The organism is Xanthomonas pisi DSM 18956, from assembly GCF_001010415.1.
GTDB lineage: Bacteria > Pseudomonadota > Gammaproteobacteria > Xanthomonadales > Xanthomonadaceae > Xanthomonas > Xanthomonas pisi.
In genome coordinates, this window is sequence record NZ_JPLE01000055.1 from 13019 (window position 1) to 38116 (window position 25098).

At 66.6% G+C, this 25098-nt stretch carries 24 protein-coding genes; 13 read left to right on the top strand and 11 right to left on the bottom strand.

Translation table 11 applies throughout. The annotated features are described in order from the left end of the window. Positions 1 to 56: 56 nt before the first annotated feature. The gene (locus tag Y887_RS13250; RefSeq protein ID WP_046964776.1) at positions 57 to 953 is read right to left on the bottom strand and encodes a helix-turn-helix domain-containing protein; all 897 of its coding nucleotides are present in this window, start codon (positions 951 to 953) and stop codon (positions 57 to 59) included. 96 nt (positions 954 to 1049) lie between these two features. On the opposite strand from Y887_RS13250, the gene pobA reads away from it, so the two are divergent. Beyond that, positions 1050 to 2228, top strand: a complete 1179-nt coding sequence (pobA, locus tag Y887_RS13255) for a 4-hydroxybenzoate 3-monooxygenase (RefSeq protein ID WP_046964777.1) — start codon at positions 1050 to 1052, stop codon at positions 2226 to 2228. 212 nt (positions 2229 to 2440) lie between these two features. After that, positions 2441 to 2953 (top strand): nuclear transport factor 2 family protein, encoded by a 513-nt coding sequence (locus Y887_RS13260; protein WP_046964778.1) that lies wholly within the window; start codon positions 2441 to 2443, stop codon positions 2951 to 2953. Positions 2954 to 3063: 110 nt separating this feature from the next. Here the strand turns inward: Y887_RS13260 and glpK are convergent, their stop codons facing one another. The 7 genes from glpK to Y887_RS13295 form a co-directional block, all read right to left on the bottom strand. After that, positions 3064 to 4563: a glycerol kinase GlpK gene (gene glpK / locus Y887_RS13265; RefSeq protein WP_046964779.1), complete on the bottom strand. Its 1500-nt coding sequence runs from the start codon at positions 4561 to 4563 to the stop codon at positions 3064 to 3066. Between the two features lie 133 nt (positions 4564 to 4696). Further along, positions 4697 to 5518 (bottom strand): MIP/aquaporin family protein, encoded by an 822-nt coding sequence (locus Y887_RS13270; RefSeq protein ID WP_046964780.1) that lies wholly within the window; start codon positions 5516 to 5518, stop codon positions 4697 to 4699. A 170-nt stretch (positions 5519 to 5688) separates the two neighbouring features. Continuing rightward, positions 5689 to 7203 carry a glycerol-3-phosphate dehydrogenase gene (glpD, locus tag Y887_RS13275; protein WP_046964781.1) on the bottom strand — a complete coding sequence of 505 codons (1515 nt, stop codon included), beginning with the start codon at positions 7201 to 7203 and terminating at the stop codon, positions 5689 to 5691. Between the two features lie 222 nt (positions 7204 to 7425). After that, complete coding sequence (locus Y887_RS13280) at positions 7426 to 8253, bottom strand: DeoR/GlpR family DNA-binding transcription regulator (protein ID WP_046964782.1); 828 nt, start codon at positions 8251 to 8253, stop codon at positions 7426 to 7428. 141 nt (positions 8254 to 8394) lie between these two features. Continuing rightward, a complete protein-coding gene (locus Y887_RS13285; RefSeq protein ID WP_046964783.1) occupies positions 8395 to 9378 on the bottom strand; it encodes a PDR/VanB family oxidoreductase in 984 nt (327 codons plus the stop codon). Further along, the gene (locus Y887_RS13290) at positions 9371 to 10174 is read right to left on the bottom strand and encodes a GntR family transcriptional regulator (RefSeq protein ID WP_046964784.1); all 804 of its coding nucleotides are present in this window, start codon (positions 10172 to 10174) and stop codon (positions 9371 to 9373) included. The genes Y887_RS13285 and Y887_RS13290 overlap by 8 nt, the downstream gene beginning before the upstream one ends. Before the next feature lie 22 nt (positions 10175 to 10196). After that, complete coding sequence (locus tag Y887_RS13295) at positions 10197 to 11273, bottom strand: aromatic ring-hydroxylating dioxygenase subunit alpha (protein ID WP_046964785.1); 1077 nt, start codon at positions 11271 to 11273, stop codon at positions 10197 to 10199. A 255-nt stretch (positions 11274 to 11528) separates the two neighbouring features. Here Y887_RS13295 and Y887_RS13300 point away from each other — a divergent pair, with 255 nt between their 5' ends. The 9 genes from Y887_RS13300 (at position 11529) to Y887_RS13340 (ending at position 19606) form a co-directional block, all read left to right on the top strand. Then, a complete protein-coding gene (locus Y887_RS13300) occupies positions 11529 to 12392 on the top strand; it encodes a CoA transferase subunit A (RefSeq protein WP_046964786.1) in 864 nt (287 codons plus the stop codon). Continuing rightward, entirely contained in the window at positions 12389 to 13177 is a 789-nt protein-coding gene (locus Y887_RS13305) for a CoA-transferase subunit beta (RefSeq protein ID WP_046964787.1), read from the top strand. Before Y887_RS13300 ends, Y887_RS13305 begins: the two co-directional genes overlap by 4 nt. Continuing rightward, positions 13174 to 14382 carry a 3-oxoadipyl-CoA thiolase gene (gene pcaF / locus Y887_RS13310; RefSeq protein WP_046964788.1) on the top strand — a complete coding sequence of 403 codons (1209 nt, stop codon included), beginning with the start codon at positions 13174 to 13176 and terminating at the stop codon, positions 14380 to 14382. The genes Y887_RS13305 and pcaF overlap by 4 nt, the downstream gene beginning before the upstream one ends. An 83-nt stretch (positions 14383 to 14465) precedes the next feature. Next, entirely contained in the window at positions 14466 to 15197 is a 732-nt protein-coding gene (gene pcaH / locus Y887_RS13315) for a protocatechuate 3,4-dioxygenase subunit beta (protein ID WP_046964789.1), read from the top strand. A gap of 4 nt (positions 15198 to 15201) precedes the next feature. Next, positions 15202 to 15765: a protocatechuate 3,4-dioxygenase subunit alpha gene (pcaG, locus tag Y887_RS13320; protein ID WP_046964790.1), complete on the top strand. Its 564-nt coding sequence runs from the start codon at positions 15202 to 15204 to the stop codon at positions 15763 to 15765. Positions 15766 to 16041: 276 nt separating this feature from the next. Further along, on the top strand, positions 16042 to 17391 hold the full coding sequence (locus tag Y887_RS13325; protein ID WP_046964791.1) for a 3-carboxy-cis,cis-muconate cycloisomerase: 1350 nt from the start codon (positions 16042 to 16044) through the stop codon (positions 17389 to 17391). Between the two features lie 10 nt (positions 17392 to 17401). Continuing rightward, complete coding sequence (pcaD, locus tag Y887_RS13330) at positions 17402 to 18184, top strand: 3-oxoadipate enol-lactonase (RefSeq protein WP_046964792.1); 783 nt, start codon at positions 17402 to 17404, stop codon at positions 18182 to 18184. Between the two features lie 26 nt (positions 18185 to 18210). Beyond that, the gene (gene pcaC / locus Y887_RS13335) at positions 18211 to 18597 is read left to right on the top strand and encodes a 4-carboxymuconolactone decarboxylase (protein ID WP_046964793.1); all 387 of its coding nucleotides are present in this window, start codon (positions 18211 to 18213) and stop codon (positions 18595 to 18597) included. Between the two features lie 82 nt (positions 18598 to 18679). Continuing rightward, a complete protein-coding gene (locus tag Y887_RS13340) occupies positions 18680 to 19606 on the top strand; it encodes an alpha/beta hydrolase (protein ID WP_046964794.1) in 927 nt (308 codons plus the stop codon). Positions 19607 to 19807: 201 nt separating this feature from the next. Here the strand turns inward: Y887_RS13340 and Y887_RS13345 are convergent, their stop codons facing one another. Continuing rightward, positions 19808 to 20668: an IclR family transcriptional regulator domain-containing protein gene (locus Y887_RS13345; protein WP_046964795.1), complete on the bottom strand. Its 861-nt coding sequence runs from the start codon at positions 20666 to 20668 to the stop codon at positions 19808 to 19810. Positions 20669 to 20814: 146 nt separating this feature from the next. Between Y887_RS13345 and Y887_RS13350 the strand changes: the two genes are divergently transcribed. Continuing rightward, positions 20815 to 21675: a PA4780 family RIO1-like protein kinase gene (locus tag Y887_RS13350; protein WP_046964796.1), complete on the top strand. Its 861-nt coding sequence runs from the start codon at positions 20815 to 20817 to the stop codon at positions 21673 to 21675. A gap of 434 nt (positions 21676 to 22109) precedes the next feature. Then, entirely contained in the window at positions 22110 to 23057 is a 948-nt protein-coding gene (locus Y887_RS13355) for an alpha/beta hydrolase (protein ID WP_046964797.1), read from the top strand. 150 nt (positions 23058 to 23207) lie between these two features. Here Y887_RS13355 and Y887_RS13360 read toward each other — a convergent pair whose 3' ends face one another. Then, entirely contained in the window at positions 23208 to 23918 is a 711-nt protein-coding gene (locus Y887_RS13360; RefSeq protein WP_104611764.1) for a DUF2490 domain-containing protein, read from the bottom strand. Positions 23919 to 24188: 270 nt separating this feature from the next. Beyond that, positions 24189 to 25010 (bottom strand): nucleotidyltransferase domain-containing protein, encoded by an 822-nt coding sequence (locus tag Y887_RS13365; protein WP_046964801.1) that lies wholly within the window; start codon positions 25008 to 25010, stop codon positions 24189 to 24191. Positions 25011 to 25098 lie beyond the last annotated feature (88 nt).

Consider the following 25098-nt stretch of genomic DNA (forward strand, 5'->3'; position numbering starts at 1 on the left):
CCGCGTCCAGATCGTCGCAGTGGCTTGGCGCGCTGCGTCAGCAGCGCCGGATCGACTCACTCGCCGGTGCGAAAACGCGTCGGCGAGCAGCCTGCATGCCGCGCGAAGTAGCGGCTGAAATACGCAGCATCGAAAAATCCAAGTGCCGCAGCAATCTGCTGCACGCTCAGGCTGGTGTAGCGCAGGTTGCGACGTGCTTCGAGCATGATCCGGCGCTGTAGCAGTTCCAGCGCCGAGGCATCGGCGAGCCGCCGGCACAAGGCATTGAGATGTCCCGGCGTCAGCCCCAACTGGTCGGCGTAGCGGGAAATCGGCCAATGCGCGCGATAGTGCTGGTCGATCAGGGTTTGATACGCGCGCAGATGACGCAGCGCCGGATCGGCTTGCGCGTTGGCCACGGCCGCCTCTTGCAGGCCTTGCAGCGCGGCGCGCGCTGTCCAGATCACCAGCTGCGTCGCTGCGGCCTGCAGCGCGGCCTCGTGCCCGACGCGCTGATGCGCATGGTCGTCGGCGATGCTGCCGAACAGTACATCGAGCAAGCGTCGCGATGCCTTGACCGGCAGTACTGCCGGCATCGCCAGGCCGGATTGCAGCAACGGTGCAGCGTTCAAAGCGCTGCGCACCAGAGGCATGCACAAGGTGATGATGTGCCCGCGTACCCGCGGGTCGAACGCAAACCCGTGCACGCACAGCGGCGGCAGCCACACCACGCTGGCGCCACGCAGACGCTGGGTGCGTCCATCCAGGTGCAGGGTCGCCGGCCCGCGCTGCACATACAGCAGCTGCGCCAGATCTTCATGCCGGTGCGGGGTGATGTGCCAGTCGTGCAGCCGGCTGCGCGCGGCGATCGATTCCCAATGCAATAACTCCGGCGCGTCGGCGTGCCGCTCGCCGTACAGGCCGAAGGCGGGAACCGCAGCGACTGCAGGAGCATTGCGTGCGCGTGTAGGCATCGTCGAAAAGTCCAAGCACTGCGCGCAATCATCCCTTCAATGGTCGCGTTTGGCTACCGACACTGCAGGCCTGATCATTGAAGGCAGGAGCGCCCCATGCGGACGCAAATTGCAATCATCGGCGCCGGACCATCGGGCCTGCTGCTGGGCGAACTGTTGCTGCGTGCCGGGATCGACACGCTCATCGTCGAGCGGCAGACGCCGGAACACGTATTGGGGCGTATCCGCGCCGGGGTATTGGAGCAGGGCAGTGTGGAGTTGCTGCAACGTGCCGGTGTGGGCGAGCGCCTGCAGCGTGAGGGCCTGCCGCATCACGGCTTCGAACTGTCGCTCGATGGCCAGCGTGAGCGCATCGATCTGCTGCGCGGTTGCGGCCGCGGGGTCACGGTCTATGGCCAGACCGAGGTCACCGCCGATCTGATGCAAGCGCGCCAGCGGAGTGGCGCGCCGACGTACTACGACGCAGGCGAGGTCACCCTGCACGCGCTGGACAGCGCCGCACCCAGCGTGGCATTCACGCATGAGGGCATGCGCATGCGCGTTGCCTGCGACTACATCGTCGGCTGCGACGGCTTTCATGGGGTCAGCCGCGCCAGCATCCCGGCCGAGCGGATGCGCCTGTTCGAGCGCGTCTATCCGTTCGGCTGGCTGGGTGTGCTGGCCGATACGCCACCTGTGCACGATGAGTTGATCTATGCGCGTCACAGGCGTGGCTTTGCCTTGTGCTCGATGCGCTCGCCCACCCGCACGCGCTATTACGTGCAGGTGCCCGCAGACGCCCGCGTGGAAGCCTGGAGCGATGCGGCGTTCTGGGATGCGTTGCGCGCACGGTTGCCGGATGCGTTGGCCGAACAATTGGTCACCGGCCCATCGATCGAGAAAAGCATCGCGCCGCTGCGCAGTTTTGTCGCCGAGCCGATGCAGTACGGTCGCCTATTTTTGGCTGGCGATGCGGCGCATATCGTGCCGCCGACCGGCGCCAAGGGACTGAACCTGGCGTTGGCCGATGTCGGTCTGCTTGCACAGCTGTTCGCACGTTGGAAGGCCTCCGGCGATGCCGATGTGTTGCGGCAGTACTCGTCGCTGGCGCTGCAGCGGGTGTGGAAGGCCGAGCGATTTTCGTGGTGGATGACGACGCTGCTGCATACCTTCGACGACGAAGATGCCTTCGCTGCGCGCATCCGCCATGCCGAGCTGGAGTATCTGCTCGGCAGCGAGGCCGGCCGCGCGACCATCGCTGAAAACTATGCGGGGCTGCCGCTGGCCGAGGTCTGAGGCCGCCTGTTCAAAGGTAATTTCTTTATCACCAGGAAGTTGCGAAGTTCCCTGGTGCACTTTGCGTAGGCTAGCGCGACAGCCGATGTGCTCGGTAGGGTGGCATGGACGCGTGGTGGTTGCTGTCTGTGCACGGACGCGTCCTTGCCCCAATCGCGCCGTGCGCCAACTCCCCCGCGAGCGCACGGCCCGTTTCCTTCCAGGAGATCCCCATGAAAAAGATCGTTTCCCGCGCCTTGTTGCTGATCATGCTGGTCGCACCGATGGCGGCGTTCGCGCAAACCGCCGTCACTGAGAACACCAATCACCAGAAGATGCTGCTCGGTTCCAATTGGTACGAAACCGCCAACAAGCGGCTGGTCTACGACTTCTGGCGGATCGTGTTCGAAGCCGGGCAGGTGCAGTACGCGCCGATGTACATGGACAAGAATTACATCCAGCACAACCCGAATGTCGCCAATGGGCGCGATGCGTTCATTGCGTTCTTGACTGCCTTCGTGAAGCCGACCCCGGTGCAGCCGCGCGTGCAGTTGCCGTTGGTCGCCATTACCGCCGATGGCGATCTGGTCACGCTGGTGTCGGTCCGTACGCTGCCGGACCCGCGTAACCCCGGCAAGACCTATACCACCACGTGGTTCGATATGTTCCGCATCGAAAAGGGTCTGATCAAGGAACATTGGGACCCGGACACCATCGCCGGTCGCGCAAATACCAGCGGCCAGTAATGTTTGACGTATCGCCGGCCTGCACCGTGCAGGCCGGCGATACGTACAACAGGTAACCACTCGGTACCGCAGCAGGACGCGCTCGGGCAATCGCCGTCAGGCCCGGTCGCTCAGCTGATCCTGAAGCCCATCGTCGCTTCCACCGCCTGCTGCCAGCCGGCATACAGTTGCTCGCGCTTGTCCTCGGCCATCGCAGGCTCGAAGCGCCGATCCACTGCCCATTGCTTGGCGATCTCTTCGCGGCTGCTCCAGAAGCCGGTCGCAAGACCTGCCAGATAGGCCGCCCCGAGCGCGGTGGTTTCGGCCACTTCCGGGCGCAGCACCGGTACGTTGAGAATATCGCTCTGGAATTGCGCCATGAAGTCGTTGGCGATCGCGCCACCATCGGCGCGCAATTCCTTCAGCTCGATGCCCGAATCGCTCTGCATCGCGGTGAGCACGTCGCGGGTCTGATAGGCCATCGATTCCACCGCCGCGCGCACGAAGTGCTCCTTGCTGGTGCCCCGGGTCAGGCCGAACACCGCGCCACGGATATCGCTGCGCCAGTACGGCGCGCCCAGGCCGACGAAGGCCGGTACCAGGTAGACGCCGTCGTTGTCGCCGGCACGTTCGGCATAGGCCTGCGAGTCGCTGGCCTTGCCCAGCATGCGCAAGCCATCGCGCAACCACTGCACCACCGAGCCGGCGACGAAGATCGCGCCTTCCAGCGCGTACTCGACCTTGCCGTCGATGCCCCAGGCGATCGTGGTCAACAGGCCGGCCTTGGAAATCACCGCCTTGTCGCCGGTATTCATCAGCATGAAGCAGCCGGTGCCATAGGTGTTTTTCGCCATGCCCGGCTCGAAACAGGCCTGGCCGAACAATGCCGCCTGCTGGTCGCCGGCGATGCCGGCGATGGGCACCTGTTCGCCATAGAAATACTGGGTCTGGGTCATGCCATAGACCTCGCTGGAGGAGCGCACCTCCGGCAGCATCTGCGCCGGCACGTCCAGCATCTCCAGCAGTTGCGCATCCCACTCCAGGGTGTGGATGTTGAACATCATGGTGCGCGAGGCGTTGGTGTAATCGGTCACGTGCACCTTGCCGCCGGTGAGGTTCCAGATCAGCCAGCTGTCGATGGTGCCGAAGGCCAGTTCGCCGTTGCGTGCACGCTCGCGTGCGCCTTCCACGTGATCGAGGATCCACTTGACCTTGGTCCCGGAAAAATACGCGTCGATCAGCAGCCCGGTCTTCTCGCGCACCATCTGCTCATGGCCGGCTTCCTTGAGCTGGGTGCAGATGTCCTTGGTCTGCCGCGATTGCCACACGATGGCGTTGTAGATCGGCTGGCCGGTGGCCTTGTCCCACACCACCGCGGTCTCGCGCTGGTTGGTGATGCCGATGCCGGCGATCGAGCGCGCATCGATCTGCGCGTTGTTGAGCAGCTCGGTAATGGTGGTGTAGACGCTGGTCATGATCTCGCGCGGGTTGTGTTCCACCCAGCCCGGTTGCGGGAAGATCTGCCCGAACTCGCGCTGCGCCACGCCGGCCACCTTGCCGTTGCGATCGAACAACATCGCCCGTGAGCTGGTGGTGCCTTGATCGATCGCAAGGACGTATTGCTTTTCCATCGGAGATTCCTCGAACAATGCCGGCGCTGGCGCACGGCGAGAAAGTGGGTAGTGCACGCCGCTGCTCGAAAGGCCGAGACATCCAGGGCCTGCCCGGCAGCGGCGCCGTGCCGTCAGTCGTGCAGCAGTGCGATCAGCGCGGATCGAGCGGTGGTTTGCCGCCCTGCAGGTGGCGCACGCGTGCCGGCAGGAACGGCAGGATCAGCCATTGATAGGCGAGCGCGCCGATCGGGCCGCCGATCAACGGTCCGACGATCGGGATCCACCAGTAGTTGTCCTTGGCCGGCAGCGCTGCCTCGCCCCAGCCGGCGAAGTAGGCGAACAGACGCGGGCCGAAATCGCGCGCCGGGTTCATCGCCCACGCTTCCAGATAGCCCATCGACGCGCCCAGCGTCGCCACCAGCAGACCGATCATCAGCGCACCGGAGTTGGCAGTCGGCGCGGCTTCGTTGAATTGTTCGGTGATGGCGAAGATGCCGAAGATCAGGAACGCGGTGATGATGATCTGGTCGACCAGCGCATGCATCGGCGTGACCGCAAGACCGGGCGCGGTGAAGAACACACCGGCCGCGCCGCCGGCTTCGCGGGTCAGCTGCTGCACCTGGTTGAAATGGTCGATCACCGGCCCGTACAACTGATAGACGATGGCCGCGCCCAGGAAGGCGCCGATGACCTGGGCAATCCAGTACGGCACCACCTTTTTCCACGAAAAATCGCGGAACAGTGCCAGCGCCAGCGTCACCGCCGGGTTGGCATGCGTGCCCGACACCGAACCGGTGACATAGATCGCCAGCGTCACCGCCAGACCCCAGGCGATGCACACGCCCCAATAGGCGTTCTGGTACGGGCTGGGGTCGTAGAGGATGTACATCGCCGCAACCGAGTCGCCCAGCGCGATGATGATGAACATCGCGATCGCTTCGGAAATCAACTCACCCACGAGCTGGCGGTTCATGCGCGCATGCTCGCGAGAAGATCATCGCAACGCACAGGCGATTGCGACACGCGCGTCGGCGCGCAGGGGGAGTGGGTCGTGCTCATCGGGGGTGCCCTCCACAGGGTGATGCAGGCAGTGCGCCAGGATACGTTGCCGGACGACCCGTCCTCGCCGGCAACGCGGTATGTTCAAACAATCGCGAGCTCGGCGGGTTGGAGCGCCTGCGCCTGCAGATACGCTTCCAGCCGCTGACGTCCGTCCGCATCGATCCGCAGCCCGAGTTTGCTGCGACGCCACAGGATATCGTCGGCGGTCTGCGCCCATTCGTGTTGACGCAGGTAGTCCACCTCGGCCTGGTACAGGTCTGCACCGAAGTGCTCGCCCAGGCCGGCCACGTCCTGCGCATCGCCCAGCAGCCGTTCTGCGCAGGTGCCGTAATTGCGCACCAGCCGCTGCGCGGTGGCGGCAGGGAGCCAGGGGCGCGCGTTGCGCACGCGCTCAAGCAGGCTGGCGATATCGCGCTGTTCGCCGCCCGGCAGCGCATCGCCGCGCGCGGTCCATGCCGGCTTGCGTGCGCCCAGCGCATGCGTGAGCCGGTCGACTGCTTCTTCGGCGAGCTTGCGGTAGGTGGTCAACTTGCCGCCGAACACATTGAGCAGCGGCGCGCCGTCGGTGATGACTTCCAGTTGATAGTCGCGCGTCACCTCGGCGGCATTGTCTTCGGCATCGTCCAGCAGCGGGCGCACGCCGCTGTAGCTCCACACCACATCGGCAGGGCCGATCTGCTGCTGGAAATACAGGTTCACCGCATCGCACAGGTACTGGATCTCGGCCGCATCGATCTTGGGAGCGGCGGGGTCGGCCTCGTAGTCGACGTCGGTGGTGCCGATCAAGGTGAAGTCATGCTCGTACGGAATGGCGAACACGATGCGCCGGTCCGGTTGCTGGAAGATGTAGGCGTGATCGTGATCGAACAGCTTGGGCACCACGATGTGGCTGCCCTTGACCAGGCGCAGCGCATGCTGGTGCGGCACCGCGGCCACCTTGTCCAGGAACGACACCGCCCACGGGCCGGCGGCATTGGCCAGTGCGCGCGCCTGCACGGTGCGGCGGCGGCCATCGCGGTCTTCGAGTTCGGCGTACCAGAACCCGGCATCGCGCCAGGCACCCACGCAGCGCGTGCGGGTGTGGATCCTGGCGCCGCGCTTTGCCGCGTCCATCGCGTTGAGCACCACCAGTCGTGCGTCCTGCACCCAGGCGTCGGAATACACGAAGCCGGTGCGCAGCGATTCCTGCAGCGGCTGGCCAACCGGGTGCGTGCGCAGCGACAGCCGGCGCGAGCGCGGCAGGCTGCGCTTGCTGCCCCCGAGATGGTCGTACAGGAACAGGCCGGCGCGAATCATCCAGGCCGGACGCAGATGCGGCTGATGCGGCAACAGAAAGCGCAGCGGCCAGATGATGTGCGGGGCCAGGCGCAACAGCACTTCGCGCTCGGCCAGCGCCTTGCCGACCAGTGCGAACTCGTACTGCTCCAGATAGCGCAAGCCGCCATGGATCAGCTTGGTGCTGGCGCTGCTGGTATGCGCGGCCAGATCGTCCTGCTCGCACAGGCACACCGACAGGCCGCGTCCGGCCGCATCGCGGGCGATGCCGACCCCGTTGATGCCGCCGCCTACCACCAGAAGATCGTACGTCTCGCCCATCGGTGCCTCCGTCCAGGTGCGCGGTTAGCGAACCTAAGTTGTCATGTTCGAACATATTCGAACATCGAACCTTTTCGGGGCGTGAAGAAGCGGATCACCTGTAAATCAAGGCGTCAGCGGATGGAATGGGAGATGGATTGGTTCAAATCGATTCAATGCATGAATCGATTCCCGGCGTCCAGGCGACGTCCAGGGGGCGCAAACGTACTTAAACGAACAATTTCAGGTGCCGCCGTCGGCATCTGCCAGGTGGACCCGGGTGCCGGCCTCGGCCAGCACCTTGGCCAGTTCCTGCGGCGGCGGCCGGTCGGTGAACCAGTCGTGCACCTGGGCGATCGCGCCCAGCCGCACCATGGCGTTGCGGCCGAACTTGCTGTGGTCGGCGGCCAGCACCACCTGGCGCGAGTGCTCGATGATGGCCTGGGCCACGCGCACTTCCTGGTAGTCGAAATCCAGCAAGGTGCCGTCCAGGTCGATGCCGGATATGCCGATCACCCCGAAGTCCACCTTGAACTGGCGGATCAGTTCCACCGTGGCCTCGCCGGTCACGCCCTGATCGCGTCCGCGCACCACCCCGCCGGCCACGATCACCTCGAAACTGGGGTTGGCGCTGAGCATCACCGCCACGTTGAGGTTGTTGGTGATCACGCGCAGGCCGCGATGCTGCAGCAACGCGCGCGCGACCTCTTCGTTGGTGGTACCGAGATTGATGAACAGCGAGGCATCGTCGGGAATGAAGCGCGCGACGTGCGTGGCGATGTGCTGTTTCTCGCGTGCCTGCAGCGCCTTGCGCGCGGTGTAGGCCAGGTTCTCCACGCTGGAAGGCATGCTGACGCCGCCGTGGTAGCGGCGCAGCACGCCGGCATCGCACAGCAAGGTCAGATCGCGCCGGATGGTTTGCGGGGTGACCTCAAAGCGCGTGGCCAAGCCTTCGACATCGGCAAAGCCCTGCTGCCGCACCAGCGCCACCAATTGCTCCTGGCGCGGGTTCAATGCCGGCGCCGGGACAGTCCTGTAGTGAGTTGACTCCATGCGCAGATGATCGCGCATGCGCGTGAGGATGCAAGCACAGCGGTTTCCGGCGAGGGTCCGTCCAGCGTACGCGGTGAACTACGCCGCCGTAAGGCGCATGCTGCGCTCGGCAGCACCGCGCCAGCGCAACGGCCGGCGCGGTGCGCATGACGGCAACGCTCAGCCCAGCTCGCCGCGGTAGCCGGTGTCGATGCTGATGCTGCCGCCCACCGCGCGCGACACGCAGGCGCACAGCTTGCGATTTTCGCGGCGTTGTTCGTCGCTGAAGAAGACATCGCGGTGATCGATGTCGGCTGCGCTGTCGAGCACCTCCACCGCGCACAAGCCGCACTCGCCACGACGGCATTCGGCGATCAATTCGACCCCGGCGTCTGCCAGCGCATCGAGCATCGATTCGTTTTCGGCCACCGGCACTTCCAGCCCGAGCGCAGGCAACTTGACCACGAACGCCTGCGCCGGCACCCGCCCGCTATTGCCGAAGGTTTCGAAATGCAGCCGCGCGCGCGGACGCCCGGCGGCATGCCAGTGCTGGCGTACCGCTTCCAGCATGCCCAGCGGCCCGCACACATACACCTCGGCATTGGGCGAAAGCCGCGCCAGTTCGGCAGCAAGATCGGGCGGGCCGTCGGTGTCGTCGCAATGCAGCTGCAGGCGCGTGCCGAGCAACGCTTCCAACTGGTCCACGTAGGCCATCGCGCTGCGCGAGCGCCCGACATACAGCAGGCGAAACGCCTGGTGCCGCTGCGCCAGCCGCTGCGCCATGCCCAGGATCGGCGTGATGCCGATACCGCCGGCGATCAACAGGATTTCCTCGCCACGTTCGTCCAGCGCAAAGTTGTTGCTCGGAGGCGACATTTCCACCACATCGCCCGGCTGCAGCGTCCACATATGCAACGAGCCGCCACGGCTGTCCGGCATCTGCCGTACCGCGATCTGGTAGTACCCGTCCGCACGCGGCTCGCCCACCAGCGAGTACGAACGCACATCGCTGCGCCCGTGCAACTGCAGCCGAAAATCCAGGTGGCTGCCCACCTCGAACGGGCGCGCCGCGGTGCCTGGGTCGAGCACGATTTCGCGCACGCCCGCGCAGGCGTCGGCGATGCTGACGACATGGGCACGATGCCATTGGGTGTCTTTACGCATGAGGAACTCCAGGCAGAAGGGCGTGCCGTGCAAGGCCGGCGGTGGATGCATGGGCGCGGCCAAGCAGGGCGCCGCCGCGCACCTGGGCAATGGCCGCGGGGGTCTGCAGGATGTGACGCAGATTGCGGTGGGCCAGCCGGGCGTGTTCGCGCATCAGCGCTTCGGCGCGGCTGCCCTGGCGCTGTGCGATGGCGGCGATCACTTCGCGATGCTGGTCCTGCGCGACGGTCAGGATCACCTGCGCGTCGGCAGCACTGGTCTGGGCCATGACCAGACTGTTGGGCGAGGCGAACGGCAGCTGCAGCACGCGGGTGAGCTCGCGGCCGAGCACGTCGCTGCCAGCCATCGCTACCAGCAGCGCATGGAACAGCGCGTTGGCCTGGACATAGGCGGCAAAGTCGATGGCATCCCGCGGCGCGCCGACGATGGCATCGAGCGTTCCCAGCAACTGGTGCGCCTGAGCCAGTTGCGCGGCGGTCGCCCCGCGCTCGGCGGCCATGCGCGCGGCCAGGCCTTCGAGCGTGCCGCGCAGTTCGATGGCGTCGTGGACATCGTGCTCGCTGAAGGCCTGCACCGCGTAGCCGCCGCCCGGCAACGCGCTGGCCAGGCCTTCTTCGCACAGGCGCTGCAACGCGGCGCGTACCGGCGTGCGCGACATGCCCAGCCGCTGCACCACCGCCACTTCGGACAGTCGCGTACCGGCGGGCAGGGTGCCGTCGAGGATCAGCTCACGCAGCGAAAGCAGTGCGCGCGTAGTCTGCGCCGCGCTGCTGTGGAACGGTGTGGTCGGTGGCATGGCGGTCTCCTGCGCGCTGCGCTCAGCCCACCATGCGCAGCGACAGATCCTGCACGCGCTGTTCCTGCGCGATCAGGCGGTCGATCACCCGCCGCGCCCACATGCCGCCGGCATCGACGTTGAGGTTGTAGAAGGTGTGATCCGGATGCGCGTCGATGGCGCGCTGCTGTGCCTCCAGTACCGCCTCGTCCTCGCCGAACACACCGGTGACCCCGGCGCGGGTGAGCGTGGTCAACGATTGATCGTGCAGCGCGTAGTTGCGCATGAATGCCCAGAAATAATGGCAGGTGGTGTCGGTCTCCGGCGTAATCGTGTTGAGCACGTAGCCGTTGACGCCCTGGCTGCGATCGCCCTCCGGCGCGCCGGTGCCGGCGATGGCCACACCGACATCGATGGCGATGGTGCCAGGCGCTTCGAAACGGATGATCTGCCAGCGGTCGACCTTGCCGTGGTGATTCAGATGCCGTGCAATCTGGCTGGCCCAGAACGGCGGCGGGTCGATGTTGCGCATCCAGCGCGACACCACCACCGAGCGGTCGCCATGCACCACATCGAACGGCGCCTCGGCGATCTCGTCCTGGCCGATGCTCGAACCATGCACGAAGGTCTCGTGGGTCAGGTCCATCAGGTTGTCCAGCACCAGCCGGTAGTCGCACTTGGCGTAAATGGTGCGGCCATCGCCGGCCCAGGCCGGGTCGTGCGCCCAATGCAGGTCGGGGATCAGCGCGGTATCGGCCTTGGCCGGGTCGCCCGGCCAGATCCACACGTAGCGGTGCTTCTCGGCCACCGGAAAACTGCGCACGCACGCCGAGGGATTGATGGTCTCCTGCGAGGGCATGTGCACACAGCGGCCCTGGGTGTTGTAGACCAGGCCGTGATAGCCGCACACCACATCGTCGCCGCGCAGCTTGCCCATCGACAGCGGCACCAGCCGGTGCCAGCAGGCGTCCTCCAGCGCGACCACCGCGCCGGCGGTGGTGCGGTAGACCACCACCTCGAGGTTGCAGACCTTGCGCGGAGTCAGCGCGTGCTTGATTTCGTGGTCCCAGGCGACGGCATACCACGCATTGAGGGGAAACAGCGGCTTGGACTGGGACATGACCGTGACTCCTGGGGTTCTTGTATACAACCTGGGGGACGCATCGACGCACTGCGCCGGCCTGCAACCAGTTGACGCGCATGCCAGCGCTGGCGTCTGCTTGCAGGCGAAGTTATGTATACACCGGAGACAATGTTGGAGCATGACTGTGCAGCGGAAACTGTGCGATTATCGAATTCAATCGCCGATAATCGTATTGACCGGGCTGTTCGGCCGGCCCTACCGTGGCTGCACATTCGCAGCGGTGTCTTGCTCATGGCCGAAATCGTCGCTCTGTCAGACGCGGTGTCCCACCTGATTGCCGACGGCGATTGCGTGGCGATGGAAGGCTTCACCCATCTGATCCCGCATGCGGCCGGCCATGAGGTGATCCGCCAGCGCAAACGCGATCTGCGCCTGGTACGCATGACCCCGGACCTGATCTACGACCAGCTGATCGGCGCCGGTTGCGCATCGGCGTTGCGGTTTTCGTGGGGCGGCAATCCGGGGGTCGGCTCGCTGCACCGGCTGCGCGACGCGGTCGAACACGCCTGGCCGCAGCCGCTGCAGATCCGCGAACACAGCCACGCCGACATGGCCAACGCCTATGTCGCCGGCGCCTCCGGGCTGCCGTTTGCGGTGTTGCGCGGCTATGTCGGCTCGGACCTGCCGCGCGTCAACGACAGCATCAAGTTCCTGCAGTGCCCCTACACCGACCAGACGCTGGCCACCACGCCGGCGGTCAACCCCGATGTCACCGTGATCCACGCGCAGCAGGCCGATCGACGCGGCAACGTGTTGCTGTGGGGCATTCTTGGCGTGCAGAAGGAGGCGGCACTGGCCGCGCGCAAGGTGATCGTGACGGTGGAAGAGATCGTCGACACGCTGGATGCGCCGCCCAATGCCTGCATCCTGCCGCGCTGGGTGGTCGACGCGGTGTGCCATGTTCCTGGCGGTGCGGCGCCGTCGTACGCGCATGGCTACTACGCCCGCGACAACCGCTTTTATCTGGGCTGGGACGCGATTGCGCGCGACCGCGCGCGGTTCCAGGCGTGGATCCAGACGCATATTCTCGACACCGACGACTTCGCCGCATTCGTGCGCGTGTACGCGCAATCGCAGCAGCAGGTGGCGGCATGAGCGCCTACAGCACCAACGAAATGATGACCGTGGCTGCCGCGCGCCGTCTGCCCGATGACGCGGTGTGTTTTGTCGGCATCGGCCTGCCGTCCACCGCAGCCAACCTGGCCCGGCTCACGCATGCGCCGGATGTCACCCTGATCTACGAGTCCGGCCCGATCGGCGCACGCCCGGACGTGCTGCCGTTATCGATCGGCGACGGCGAGCTGGCCGACACCGCCGACACCGTGGTCTCCACGCCGGAGATCTTTCGTTACTGGCTGCAGGGCGGGCGGGTGGATGTGGGCTTCCTGGGGGCGGCGCAGATCGATCGCCACGCCAACCTCAACACCACCGTGATCGGCGATTACGCAGCGCCGAAGACGCGGTTGCCCGGCGCCGGTGGCGCGCCGGAAATCGCGGCAAGCGCCAAGCAGGTGTTCATCATCATGCGGCAGTCCAGACGCAGCTTCGTGCCGGTGCTGGACTTCATCACCACGGTCGGGCATCTGGACGGTGGCGATGCGCGTGCCCGCGCCGGCCTGCCCGGCGCAGGACCCACCGTGGTGGTCACCGACCTGTGCGTGATGGAGCCCGACGCGCTCACCCGCGAACTCACCGTCACCTCGCTGCACCCGGGTATCAGTCGCGAACAGGTGAGCGCGGCGACCGGCTGGCCGATCCGCTTTGCCGAAGAGCTTGCGCAGACCGTACCGCCCAGCACGACGGAATTGCAGGCATTGCGCGCGCTGCAGGCGCGCACCGACGCCGCGCATGGCACCCGATCGGCGGGGGCGGAGGCATGAGCGAGGTGTATCTGATCGACGGCATCCGCACACCCATCGGCCGCTACGGCGGCGCGTTGTCCAGCGTGCGTGCCGACGACCTGGGCGCAGTGCCGATCGCTGCGTTGCTGGCCCGTCATCCGCAGCTGGACCCGGCCGCCATCGACGACGTGTATCTGGGCTGCGCCAACCAGGCGGGCGAAGACAACCGCAATGTCGCGCGCATGAGCCTGTTGCTGGCGGGGCTGCCGAGTTCGGTGCCGGGCAGCACCCTCAACCGTCTGTGCGGGTCGGGGTTGGACGCGATCGGCACGGTGGCACGCGGCATCCGCGCCGGCGAGTTGGGGTTGGCGCTTGCCGGCGGTGTCGAATCGATGTCGCGCGCGCCGTGGGTGATGGGCAAGGCCGAAAGCGCCTTCGCCCGCACCCAGCAGCTGGAAGACACCACCATGGGCTGGCGCTTCATCAACCCGCGCCTGCAGGCCGCCTATGGCACCGAGTTGATGGGCGAAACCGCCGAAAACGTCGCGCAGCGCCACGCCATCGCGCGCGAGGATCAGGACGCCTTCGCACTGCGCAGCCAGCAACGCCTCGCCGCCGCCCAGGCCGCCGGCTTCTTCGATGCGGAAATCACCTCGGTGCCGGTGGCCGCACGCAAGGGCGGCGATGCCGTCACCGTCGAATATGACGAGGCCCCGCGCCCGAACACCACCGCCGAGATGCTGGCCAAACTCAAGCCGGTGTTCCGCCAGCCCGGCAGCGTGACCGCCGGCAATGCGTCCGGCATCAACGACGGTGCTGCCGCGTTGTTGCTGGCGTCCGCGCAGGCCGTGCAGACGCATCGGCTGACCCCGCGCGCACGGGTACTGGGGTTCGCGTCGGCCGGTGTCGAGCCGGCCTACATGGGCATGGGCCCGGTGCCGGCCACGCAGCGTCTATTGGCGCGTCTGAACCTGCACATCGAACAGTTCGATGCGATCGAACTCAACGAAGCCTTCGCCGCGCAGGTGCTGGCATGCCTGCGCGCGTTCGGCTTGCCCGACGATGCCGCGCACGTCAACGCCAACGGCGGCGCCATCGCGCTGGGCCATCCGCTGGGCATGAGCGGCGCGCGTCTGGCGCTTACCTTGTTGCGGCAACTGGAAGCCAACAACGGCCGGCTCGGGCTGGCCAGCATGTGCGTCGGGGTGGGGCAGGGCGTGGCCTTGGCGATCGAGCGGCTGTGAGCCTGCCCGCTGCAACCACTGCGCCGCTACCGCACACCTACATTGCTTGAACGTGCCGCAAAGCGGCGCAGGGAGATCTCACGATGCGCGATGCCCCCGTTGACCCGTCACTTGCAGACCCGCTGCTCGGCTACCGCCGTCCCCGGCCCGGCACGCAGCCGGCCTATCTGCATCCGGCGTACGCCTCCACCACCTTGCGCGGCCCCACGCGCGCGCCGATCGACATCCCGGTCACGCTGTCGGAAGTCACCGGCCCGCGCCTGGATCGGCTCACCCTGGGCGAGCATGCAGCCGATCTCACCGCAGGGTTCAGTGGCGAGCCACTGGGCGAGCGCATCATCGTCTCCGGCCGCGTGCTCGACGAAAACGGCAGGCCCGTGCGCAACAGCGTGGTGGAAGTGTGGCAATGCAATGCCGCCGGCCGTTACCAGCACGCCGGCGATCGTCACGACGCACCGCTGGACCCCAACTTCCGCGGCACCGGCCAGGTGCTCACCGATGCGCAGGGCCGCTACGTCTTCAAGACCATCAAGCCGGGTGCGTATCCATGGCGCAATCACTACAACGCCTGGCGGCCGGCGCACATCCATTTTTCGTTGCATGGCGATGGCATCGGGCAGCGGTTGATCACCCAGATGTATTTCCCCGGCGACCCGCTGCTGGCGCACGACCCGATCTACAACTGCGTCGACGATGCGCTGGCGCGCGAGCGCATGGTGTCCAGCTTCGACTGGGAAAATGCCATCAGCGAATATGCGCTGGCCTATCGCTTCGACATCGTGCTGCGTGGTCGCAAGCAAACGGTCTGGGAGTGAATCGATGAGCCTGCACGCAACCCCTTCGCAAACCGTCGGCCCGTATTACCGGCTCGGGCTGGAACCGCTGTATCGCGACCGCCTCGCACCGGCGCAGGCCGTCGGCACGCACGTGCAGATCAGCGGTTGCGTCTTCGATGGTGCCGGTGTGCCGGTGGCCGACGCGGTGCTGGAGCTGTGGCAAGCCGATGCCGCCGGCATCTACGCGCATGCTGCCGATGCCCGCCACCAGGCGCACGACGCCAGCTTCGATGGCTGGGGCAGGGTACCCACCGATGCGCAGGGGCGCTTTTGCTTCAGCACGGTCAAGCCGGGTGCCGTTGCCGGGCCGCAGGGCAGTCCGCAGGCAGCGCACCTGAGCGTATTGGTGTTCATGCGCGGGCTGTTGCGCGGCGCATCGACGCGGCTGTACTTCGCCGATGACCCGCAACTGGACAGCGACCCGATCCTGGCGCTGGTGCCGGCCGAGCGCCGCATCACCCTGCTGGCCCAGCCGGCGGGCAATGGCGCCTATACCTGGGAGATCCACATGCAGGGCGAGATGGAGACCGTGTTCTTCCGGTATTGATGTGCACATCGGCCGCAGCGCTGAACGCCGCCGCCGGTCTCTGCAGGCGCGCAGAGTCCGACAGGCAGCTGGTCCTGCCGGTACGCTGCGTATGGCACGCGATGACAGGCTGCGAGCGCGCACCGCGATGCCGAAGGCGCGGAGCAACCCGGTGTGCACGCTGTCACCTTCGCCAGCCATCGCCCCGTCATGCCGCGCCGCGCGTATTGCCCTAACGTCTAGTTGGCACCCCCGTGCTTCGGTGCCATGCTGCCGATACGCCAAGAGATGCGATGCATGAGTGCGACGTCTTTGCTGTTGGGATCCTTGTTTGGCGAGCCTGCGTGCGACGCAATGTTTGACGATGCGGCGCGTGTGCAGGCCATGTTGCACTTCGAATCCGCGCTTGCCCGCGCGCAGGCGCAGTGCGGTGTCATCCCTGCCGAGGCGGCCGCTTCGATTGCAGCGGCCTGCGATGTGCAGCACTACGACATGCGCGCCCTGGCGCAGGCCACCGCGCTCGCCGGCAACCCCGCCATTGCGCTGGTCAAGGCGTTGACCGCGCACGTCGCCGCGCACGATGCCGCAGCCGCGCGCTGGGTGCATTGGGGGGCCACCAGCCAGGACGTCATCGATACCGGCAGCGTGTTGCAACTGCGCGCTGCGCTCGATCTGCTGCTGCCGCGCCTGCAGCAGCTGTGCGACACCTTGGCCGCGTTGGCCGCGCGCGAGCGCGACACCGGTCTGCCCGGGCGCACCTTGCTGCAGCAGGCCGTGCCGGTGACCTTCGGACTCAAGGTAGCCGGCTGGCTGGACGCCTTGCAGCGCGCGCATCGGCGCCTGCACGGGTTGCGGAACGACGCGCTGGTGCTGCAGTTCGGTGGCGCGGCCGGCACCTTGGCGTCCTTGCAGGAGCGCGGTCTGGACGTGGCCCAGGCGCTGGCCACCCGCTTGGCGCTGCCGCTGCCTGCGTTGCCCTGGCACACCGCGCGCGACCGCATCGTCGAGGTCGGCTGCGCGTTCGGCCTGCTCGCCGGCACGCTGGGCAAGATCGGCGGCGATGTGGTGTTGCTGATGCAATCGGAGGTCGGTGAGGCGTTCGAGCCTGCGGCGGCCGGCAAGGGCGGCTCGTCGGCGATGCCGCACAAGCGCAATCCGGTGGCCAGCGTGGCGGCGGTGGCCGCGGCCACCCGCGTGCCCGGGCTGATCGCCACGTTGTTCAGCGCGATGGCGCAGCCGCATGAGCGCGCCGCCGGGCAATGGCATGCCGAATGGGACACCTTGCCGCAGATCGTCTGCCTGACCGCCGGCAGCCTGGCGCAGATGCAGGCCTGCCTGGCCGAGCTGGAACTGGACCGTGCGCGCATGCGTCACCATCTGGATGGCCATGGCGGCGTGCTCTATGCCGAGGCGGCGGTGTTCGCACTGGCCCCGCAGCTCGGCAAGCCGCAGGCGCACGCGCTGGTCGAACAGGCGGTGGCGCGTGCGCAGGCGCAGCAGCGGCATCTGCGTGAGGTGCTGGCCGAGGACGCCCAGGCGAGCGCGGTACTCACGCACGCGCAACTGCAGGCGGTGTTCGATAGCGACAGCTGGCGCGGCATGTCCTCGGTCTGGATCGATCGCGTACTGGCCTCTTCCTCACGTTGACGGTGCTTCGATGGCCTATCTGCAATTGCCCACGCATCGCCTGCATTACCGTGTGGACGGCACCGACGGGCGGCCCTGGCTGACCTTCTGCAATTCACTCGGTACCGACCTGCATATGTGGGACGTGCAGATCGAGGCCTTCGCTCCGCATTACCGCATCCTGCGCTACGACCGCCGCGGCCATGGCTATTCGGACTCGCCGCCCGGCCCATACAGCGTGGCCGACCTGGGGCAGGACGTACTGGGGTTATGGGATGCCTTGCAGATCGAGCGCAGCGATTTCTGCGGGTTGTCGATCGGCGGGCTGACCGGGCAGTGGCTCGGGCTGCATGCCGCGCAGCGGCTGCGCCGGCTGGTGGTCTGCGCCACCGCGCAAAAGATCGGCAGCACCGCCACCTGGGAAACCCGCATCGAGCAGGTGCGCAGCGAAGGCCTGCCGATGCTGATCGATGCCACGTTGCAGCGCTGGTTCACACCGGCATTTGCCATCAGCCACGCGCAGCGCCTGGACATGATCGCTGCCGCCTTCGTCTCCACCTCGCCGGCCGGGTACATCGCCTGCTGCCAGGCGGTGGCCGAGGCGGATTTCCGCGGCGCGCTGGATGGGCTGAACCTGCCGCTGCTGGCTCTGGCCGGCGACGACGACCCGGTGTGCCCGCCGCCGAACCTGCGCGAGATCGCCTACGCGGCGCCCGATGGGCATTACGCCCAGGTACCGGGCCGCCATATCTGCAATCTGGAATCGCCGGCCGCGTTCAACGACGCGGTGCTGGGCTTCCTGCAAGCCAACTGATCTTTACCGCAGGACGAGGACGCCTCATGCACGAAGACGAACGCTATCAAGCCGGCCTGCGCGAACGCCGCCGCGTGCTGGGCGAGCCGCATGTCGAGCGCTCGCTGGCCGCGCGCACCGAGTTCACCACCGAGTTCCAGGACCTGATCACCCGGTATGCCTGGGGCACCATCTGGACCCGCGACGGCCTGCCTGCGCATACCCGCTCGTTGATCACCTTGTCGATGATGGTCGCGCTGGGCCACGACGAAGAATTCAAGCTGCATGTGCGCGCTGCCCGCAACAACGGCGTCACCCCCGAGCAGATCAAGGAAGTGCTGCTGCAGGCGGCGATCTATTGCGGCGTCCCGGCGGCCAACCACGCCTTTGCGCTGGCCAAACCGATTCTGGAAGAACAGGCTGCCGAGCCCTGATGCGGCCGCTCCCGTCGTTTTCGCGTCTGCCTGCCCAGCCACGCAGCGTGCCCAGTCCGCCACGCCCATGACGAGATGCCACATGACGTTCCGAGCCGCCTGCCTGCTTCTGTTGGTGTTGCTCTCACTGACCGCCGGCGCGCAACCGCAGCCCGGGCCGGGCACCCAGCTGGCGCAGGTGCGCGCCGACGATGGCCAGACCCTGGCGGTGTGGTCGCGCGCGCCGGCCAAGCCGCGTGGCACGGTGCTGCTGGTGCATGGCCGCACCTGGAGTTCGCTGCCCAACTTCGACCTGCAGGTGCCGGGCGAAGCGGGCGACGCGCGCTCGGTACTGGCCGCCTTCGCACGGGCCGGGCTTGCCGCCTACGCGGTGGACCTGCGCGGCTACGGCGGCAGCGCGCGCGACCCCAGCGGGTGGAATACGCCCGCCCGCGCGGTGCGCGACGTCGAGCAGGTGCTGGCCTGGGTCGCCCGGCAACATCCAGGCCTGCCGCCGCCTGCCTTGATCGGCTATTCCAACGGGGCGCGCGTGGCGCTGCTGGTCGGCCAGCAACAGCCGCAGGCGCTGTCCGCGCTGGTGCTGTATGGCTTCCCCGACGATGTCGATGCGCCGCCCACCGACGCGCCAACCCCGGCCCGGCCCTTGCGCGCACGTACCACCAGCGCGGCGGCCGGCGAGGATTTCATCACCGCCAACGCCGCGCCCCCGCGCGTGCGCGCGGCCTACCAGGCGCAGGCGGTGGCTGCCGATCCGGTGCGCACGGACTGGCACGCGATGGAGCAGTTCGCGTTCCAGCCCGAACAGGTCACGACGCTGCCGGTGCTGTTGCTGCGGGGTGTCGACGATCCGATCGCCACGCAGGCGGACAACGCGCACCTGTTCGCACGCCTGGGTAGCGAAGACCGCAGCTGGGTCACGCTGCCACGCGCCGATCATGTGGCGCATGTGGAGGACACGCACGCCGCCTGGGTGGAGACGGTGGTGGGCTTCCTGCGTCGGCCGCGTTGAGCCCGCAGGCGGGGCGATGCGCATGTCGCAGGAGGCTGCAGGCGTACGCGACCAACGCGCTGTTGACTGCACGACGCAATGACGGGCAGCTGCGCGCAGGGTGCAGCCAAGGGTTGCGTGCGGTAGCCAGCCACGCGGTGCGCGATGCTCTTGGCCGCTTCACTCAGGGGCGCTGCCACCACCCGGCACGCGCCGCCCAGGTCAGCTCAGCAACGCTCCCAGACGCTGCGCCGCCAGCTTCAGCGGCTCCAGCAATTGCGTCTGCATGGTCTGCAGGCTGACGCGCCCGGCCTGCGCGCCGATGTTGAGCGCGGCAATCACCTCGCCACGCAGGTTGCGCACCGGCACCGCGATCGAGCGCAGGCCGATTTCCAGCTCCTGGTCGGTCAGGCACATGCCTTCGCGGCGCGCACGCGCCAGGATCTCCAGCAGCGCCGACGCCTGGGTCACCGTGCGGTCGGTGCGCGGGCGCAACGTGGTGCGCTCCAGGTAGGCCTGCAAGGTGTCGGCGGGCAGGGCGGCCAGCAATACCCGGCCCATCGACGTGCAATACGCCGGCAGCCGCGTGCCCGGGCGCAGCCCGATCGACATGATCCGCACCGTCTCCGCGCGCGCCACGTACAGCAGGTCGTCGCCATCCAGCACGCCCAGCGAGCAGGATTCGTGCAGTTGGTCGCGCAGCCCGTCCAGCACCGGCTGCGCGGCCGCGGTCATCGCCGAAGACGCCGCATACGCGCCGCCAATCCCCAGCACGCGCGGCAACAGCACATAGCCACGGCCCTGCTCGCCGACATAGCCCAGCTTGGCCAGCGTGTGCAGCACCCGCCGCACCGCTGCGCGCGAGATGCCGGTTTCCAGGCTGATCTGCGACATCGTCACCTCGCGCGGGTGCTGGGCGAACACGCTCAGCACCACCAGCCCACGCCCGAGCGAGGTCATGAAGTCCGGGTCGCCCTGGGCGGCGGCAATCTGCTGCATCAATTCGTACGGCAGGCCGCGCTCGCTCCCGGGCGCGGCGACGGCGGCAGGACGTTTGCGGCGGCTGGCGGTGGGCTCGGGCATCGGATCGCGCGTCAGGCAGGTTCCCGCATGGTAAGCGCTCGCGCCAATGCCTGCCTCCGGTCGCACTGTGTGCATCGCATGTAAGCACTTCATCCTGCTTGCCGCATAATCGCTGCTGACTTGTTTCGGATCGGTCCCCCTCGTCCATGAAAACCCCCAAGGGCCTGCAGCCGCTGATCGACGACGGTGTCATCGACGAAGTGCTGCGACCACTGAAGAGTGGCAAGGAAGCCTCCGTCTACGTGGTCAGCGCCGGCGAGGACATCCTGTGTGCCAAGGTCTACAAGGACATGGCGCAACGCAGCTTCCAGGCGCGCGTGCAATATCAGGAGGGCCGCAAGGTGCGCGGCAGCCGCCAGGCGCGCGCCATGGGCAAGGCCACCAAGTTCGGTCGCCGCGAAGCCGAGACCGCATGGAAGAACACCGAAGCCGACGCGCTCTACCAGCTGGTGGATGCCGGCGTGCACGTGCCCAAGCCGCGCGGCTATTTTCATGGCGTGCTGCTGATGGATCTGGTCACCGACGAAGCCGGCCATAGCGCACCGCGCCTGGGCGAAGTGGAGCTTGAGCCGGAGCAGGCACGCGCATTCCACAGCAGCCTGATCGGCGACGTGGTCAAGATGCTCTCGCTCGGTCTGGTACACGGCGATCTGTCCGAATACAACGTGCTGGTCTCGCCCGAGGGCCCGGTGGTGATCGATTTCCCGCAGGTGGTCAGCGCCGCCGGCAACAATGCCGCGCGCGACATGCTGCTGCGCGATGTGCACAACCTGCGCGATTGCCTGGGCCGCTTCGCGCCGGACCTGCTGGACACCCACTACGGTGAAGAAATGTGGGCGCTCTACGAAAAGGGCGAGTTGCGCCCGGACAGCGCGCTCACCGGCCGCTTCAAGTTCGATACCAAGCGCGCCGACGTGCGCGCCATCCGCGCCTCGATCGAAGACGCGCGGCAGGAAAACCTGATCCGCCAGCAAGGGCGCGAAGCCGCCGCCGAAGACGACGACTGATCGCTACGTGCGTCATGACCCCGCGCTGCCAGTGCAACGCAGGGCGCTGACGCGGCTCCCGCTGCATCGGTCCAGCAGCGAACACGTGGTTTGCCTAACGGCGCGCGTGCAGCAACGTGGATCCGGGTGCGTTCGGAAGTTGCCATCAACAAAGGGCACGTTGCCATTTCATCCCGCACTGCCCGCGCTTGCGGGGCTGCGCCCCGCCGGGCAGTTGCGCATGCGCGCGATGCAATGCAGCAATCGGCGATGCAACTGGCTACCCGCATCAGCGCAAGATCTCACGCGTGCAGGCCCAAGTCCTTGTGTATCAAGCCAACACGGCTGCGCTCGAGCTGTCGGCCGTCATCTTGCCGAATCATTATTCAGATTAATTGTTATCAAAAATAAGTATCAGGCAGACTCGGCAGTCGTTCACTACCAGCGAGACCGCCATGTTCGATCCCGATGTCGTTCGCTTGTTCACCGTGCTGCAGCAGGCCGCCCAGCCGCCGATGGAGACGCTGCCGCTGGCGCAGGCGCGCGCAATGATGCGTGGGATGGGGGCCCAACTCGGCTTCCCGGTGCTGGAGATGGCGCAGGTGCGCGCGGTAGACGCCGACACCGCTGCCGGCAGCGTGCCGCTGCGGCTCTATCGCCCGCAGGGCTTGAGCGATGGCCCCGCGCCCACCTTGCTGTTCGTGCACGGTGGCGGTGGCGTGGTGGGCGATCTGGAGTCGCATGACGACGTCTGCCGACAGCTGGCCGCACGCGCCGGTTGCCAGGTGCTGGCCGTCGATTACCGGCTCGCTCCGGAGCATCCCGCGCCTGCCGGGGTGGAGGATGTCATCGGCACGCTGCAGTGGCTGGCCGCGCATCCCGGGCAGGTTGGGGCAGACCCGCAGCGCCTGGCGGTGGCCGGCGACAGCATCGGCGGTGCGATGGCCGCTGCCGCTGCCATCGCCGCCCGCGATGCCGGCATTGCGCTGCGCTGTCAGCTATTGCTCTACCCGCTGACGGACACGCGCCAGGACAGTGGCGAGCATCCGTCCCGCACGACCAATGCCGACATCCCGCCGCTCACGCGGCAGGCCACCCAGTTCTTCAACCAGCATTTCATCAAGGACCCGGCCATCACCCTGGATTGGCGCGTCTCGCCGCTGCTGGCGCCGGATCTGAGCGGCGTTGCGCCGGCCCTGATCGTGCTGGCCGAGCGGGACATCCTGCACGACGAAGGCCTGCGCTATGCCGAGCGCCTGCGCGCAGCCGGCGTCGAGGTCAGCGTGCACACCTTCCCCGGCATGGTGCACGGCTTCATCCACATGGGCAGCATCATCCAGGCAGCCGACACGACCCTGGACATGTTTGCCGATGCGCTGCGACAGCGGTTGTTACCGGTGTGATCGTGCGTGTTGCCGGCAGCGGCAACACGCTCAGCGTCGTGGTGTGCAGGGCGCGCCGGTGTGCGACGCAGATGCAATCGTGCCAATACGATCCACGCGAACAAACGCCCACGCGATCCGGCACCCGATGCCGGGGCGTTACCGGGGCGTTTAGAAATTGAAGCGGAACGTCGTCATCAAGACGTGGTTTTTCCGATCCACCGCACGCGTATTGACGAACTGGTTGAGATAACCGACATCCACATTGGAGATGGCGTTGAATTTCCAGTTGATGCCGACAAAGACGCGGTTCTGATCGATGCCGCGGCGCGCGCCCCAGGTGGTTTGATCGAGATTGACGAACAGCTCGTTGAACGCCACCCACGACAACTTCGGGTTGAATCCACTTGGGCGCACAGCCCGAATCATCTGGCGCACGCGATAGCCTTCATCGCTGAAGTCCTCGCGGTGGCGCTGTTCCAGGCGGGTACGGCTGGTGATGCTGATCTCGGCGATCGGATCGAACTGATATTGAAATTGTCCCCACCAGCGATTTTCGCGGTTGGACGGCTGGCCGGCCGGATGGCTGATGATGGTGTCGTAGCCCATCCAGACGCTGGCCTTGGGGTTGAGCCGGTAAAACACCGCAGGGCGCAGGATCAATTGATCGAACTGCTCGCCTTCCTCGCGCCAGCGCGGATGAATATCCATGCTCCAGTACAGGTTTTCGACCGGCAGCTTGCCCTGGGCGTAGATACTCAACCAATACCGGCCATCTTCTTCAGTAGCGGCATGGGCCGTGGAGAGACTTCCCAGCAATAAAAACAGGACAGGACCGGCGAGGCGAAACGTTGCGGTCCGTAGCGTGCCAAATGCGTTCATTTAGTCGAATGTGTCGTCGTTGGCAAATCATAGCAACATCTCTTGCGCTCCCATCGACCGCCTGGTCGACCTGCAGTGCCTCTGTTCGCCCGCAGCTTCGCTAATCGGGATATTCCATCGTTTCGGTGTATTCGATGGCAATACGTGCAGATATCGGGCCAGGTGGCATGTCGGTAGTTGCCCGCTGCTTGAGCGGAGCGATACGCCAACACCGGCCGCGCTGCAGTGACTGGCGGTCGATCGCCAGCCATTGCAGCCCGCCGCAATGCGTCAGGGCAATGCAGCCTGGTCGGAAAGCATTTGCCGAAACAAGATGTCCAGGGCATCCGAACGTCCGCTGCCGGCCGGCAGGTGTGGCTGCGACCTGCCCATGCGGTCGAGTTCTGCTTCCAGAAAATCGCTGATCGGCGCAATCGGAGGCCCATCTTCCACTTCGGTGGAGACGCGCTTGAGCGCCAGCAAACGATCCACCTCGTGACGCAGCTCACCGGTGGGCAACAGTTCTTCCAGCAATACTTCGAACGCCATCGGCGGCATGTCCTGCCTGCGCTCGATCCATTGGCAGGCCAGCACCGGGCGCAACACGTACAGGTACTTTTTGGTGCGAATCCGCTCACCGCGCAGGTAACCGCGGTAGTTGCTCTTGGCCATGTTGAAGTAATGCCACCAGGTGCCAAGCGGCGAATAGAACTGCGTCGCGATCGCGCGCAACTGCGCGACGGCAACCGCATCCTGCCGATAGACCACCGGCGAATGCAGCCATTCCAGCAGCGTCGGATTGGACTTGGAGACCAATCGCAAGGCCTTGCGCAGGTCCCAGCCGCTGACATCCAGATCGTCGGAGATCGGCAGCTCGATCACATCGCGCTGCGGCTCGCCGGGGCCGGTGCTTTCGTTGACCGTCAGATACCAGTCGCGGCGATGGACGTAGACAAAGCGCGCGTCGTAATCGCTGTCGGGCGACGAAAATCCCCAGCCGCGGCTTCCCGATTCGCATGCCAGCAGGATGCGGACATCATGCTGCCGCTCGATCTGGCTCAAGGCCGCCAGCACTGCTTCGCGCTTGTCCGCTGCGATGGGATGGATGTCCATGACTTGGCTGTCCTTGTGCACGACGTGACTAGAGCGTGTTATGCACTTTGAGATGAGATGCGTTGGCTGTCAGCGGTGCGGAGCGGGT

Bases quoted from the DNA above. Each gene is read 5' to 3' on its own strand.
- glpK (WP_046964779.1), bottom strand. From the start codon at position 4,563: ATGGAAAAGCAATACGTCCTTGCGATCGATCAAGGCACCACCAGCTCA.
- Y887_RS13300 (WP_046964786.1), top strand. From the start codon at position 11,529: ATGGCCGAAATCGTCGCTCTGTCAGACGCGGTGTCCCACCTGATTGCC.
- Y887_RS13285 (WP_046964783.1), bottom strand. From the start codon at position 9,378: ATGCGTAAAGACACCCAATGGCATCGTGCCCATGTCGTCAGCATCGCC.
- Y887_RS13295 (WP_046964785.1), bottom strand. From the start codon at position 11,273: ATGTCCCAGTCCAAGCCGCTGTTTCCCCTCAATGCGTGGTATGCCGTC.
- pcaD (WP_046964792.1), top strand. From the start codon at position 17,402: ATGGCCTATCTGCAATTGCCCACGCATCGCCTGCATTACCGTGTGGAC.
- Y887_RS13250 (WP_046964776.1), bottom strand. From the start codon at position 953: ATGCCTACACGCGCACGCAATGCTCCTGCAGTCGCTGCGGTTCCCGCC.
- Y887_RS13270 (WP_046964780.1), bottom strand. From the start codon at position 5,518: ATGAACCGCCAGCTCGTGGGTGAGTTGATTTCCGAAGCGATCGCGATG.
- pobA (WP_046964777.1), top strand. From the start codon at position 1,050: ATGCGGACGCAAATTGCAATCATCGGCGCCGGACCATCGGGCCTGCTG.
- Y887_RS13345 (WP_046964795.1), bottom strand. From the start codon at position 20,668: ATGCCCGAGCCCACCGCCAGCCGCCGCAAACGTCCTGCCGCCGTCGCC.
- Y887_RS13280 (WP_046964782.1), bottom strand. From the start codon at position 8,253: ATGCGCGATCATCTGCGCATGGAGTCAACTCACTACAGGACTGTCCCG.
- pcaF (WP_046964788.1), top strand. From the start codon at position 13,174: ATGAGCGAGGTGTATCTGATCGACGGCATCCGCACACCCATCGGCCGC.
- Y887_RS13355 (WP_046964797.1), top strand. From the start codon at position 22,110: ATGTTCGATCCCGATGTCGTTCGCTTGTTCACCGTGCTGCAGCAGGCC.
- Y887_RS13365 (WP_046964801.1), bottom strand. From the start codon at position 25,010: ATGGACATCCATCCCATCGCAGCGGACAAGCGCGAAGCAGTGCTGGCG.
- Y887_RS13360 (WP_104611764.1), bottom strand. From the start codon at position 23,918: ATGAACGCATTTGGCACGCTACGGACCGCAACGTTTCGCCTCGCCGGT.
- pcaC (WP_046964793.1), top strand. From the start codon at position 18,211: ATGCACGAAGACGAACGCTATCAAGCCGGCCTGCGCGAACGCCGCCGC.
- glpD (WP_046964781.1), bottom strand. From the start codon at position 7,203: ATGGGCGAGACGTACGATCTTCTGGTGGTAGGCGGCGGCATCAACGGG.
- Y887_RS13340 (WP_046964794.1), top strand. From the start codon at position 18,680: ATGACGTTCCGAGCCGCCTGCCTGCTTCTGTTGGTGTTGCTCTCACTG.
- Y887_RS13305 (WP_046964787.1), top strand. From the start codon at position 12,389: ATGAGCGCCTACAGCACCAACGAAATGATGACCGTGGCTGCCGCGCGC.
- pcaH (WP_046964789.1), top strand. From the start codon at position 14,466: ATGCGCGATGCCCCCGTTGACCCGTCACTTGCAGACCCGCTGCTCGGC.
- Y887_RS13325 (WP_046964791.1), top strand. From the start codon at position 16,042: ATGAGTGCGACGTCTTTGCTGTTGGGATCCTTGTTTGGCGAGCCTGCG.
- Y887_RS13290 (WP_046964784.1), bottom strand. From the start codon at position 10,174: ATGCCACCGACCACACCGTTCCACAGCAGCGCGGCGCAGACTACGCGC.
- Y887_RS13350 (WP_046964796.1), top strand. From the start codon at position 20,815: ATGAAAACCCCCAAGGGCCTGCAGCCGCTGATCGACGACGGTGTCATC.
- pcaG (WP_046964790.1), top strand. From the start codon at position 15,202: ATGAGCCTGCACGCAACCCCTTCGCAAACCGTCGGCCCGTATTACCGG.
- Y887_RS13260 (WP_046964778.1), top strand. From the start codon at position 2,441: ATGAAAAAGATCGTTTCCCGCGCCTTGTTGCTGATCATGCTGGTCGCA.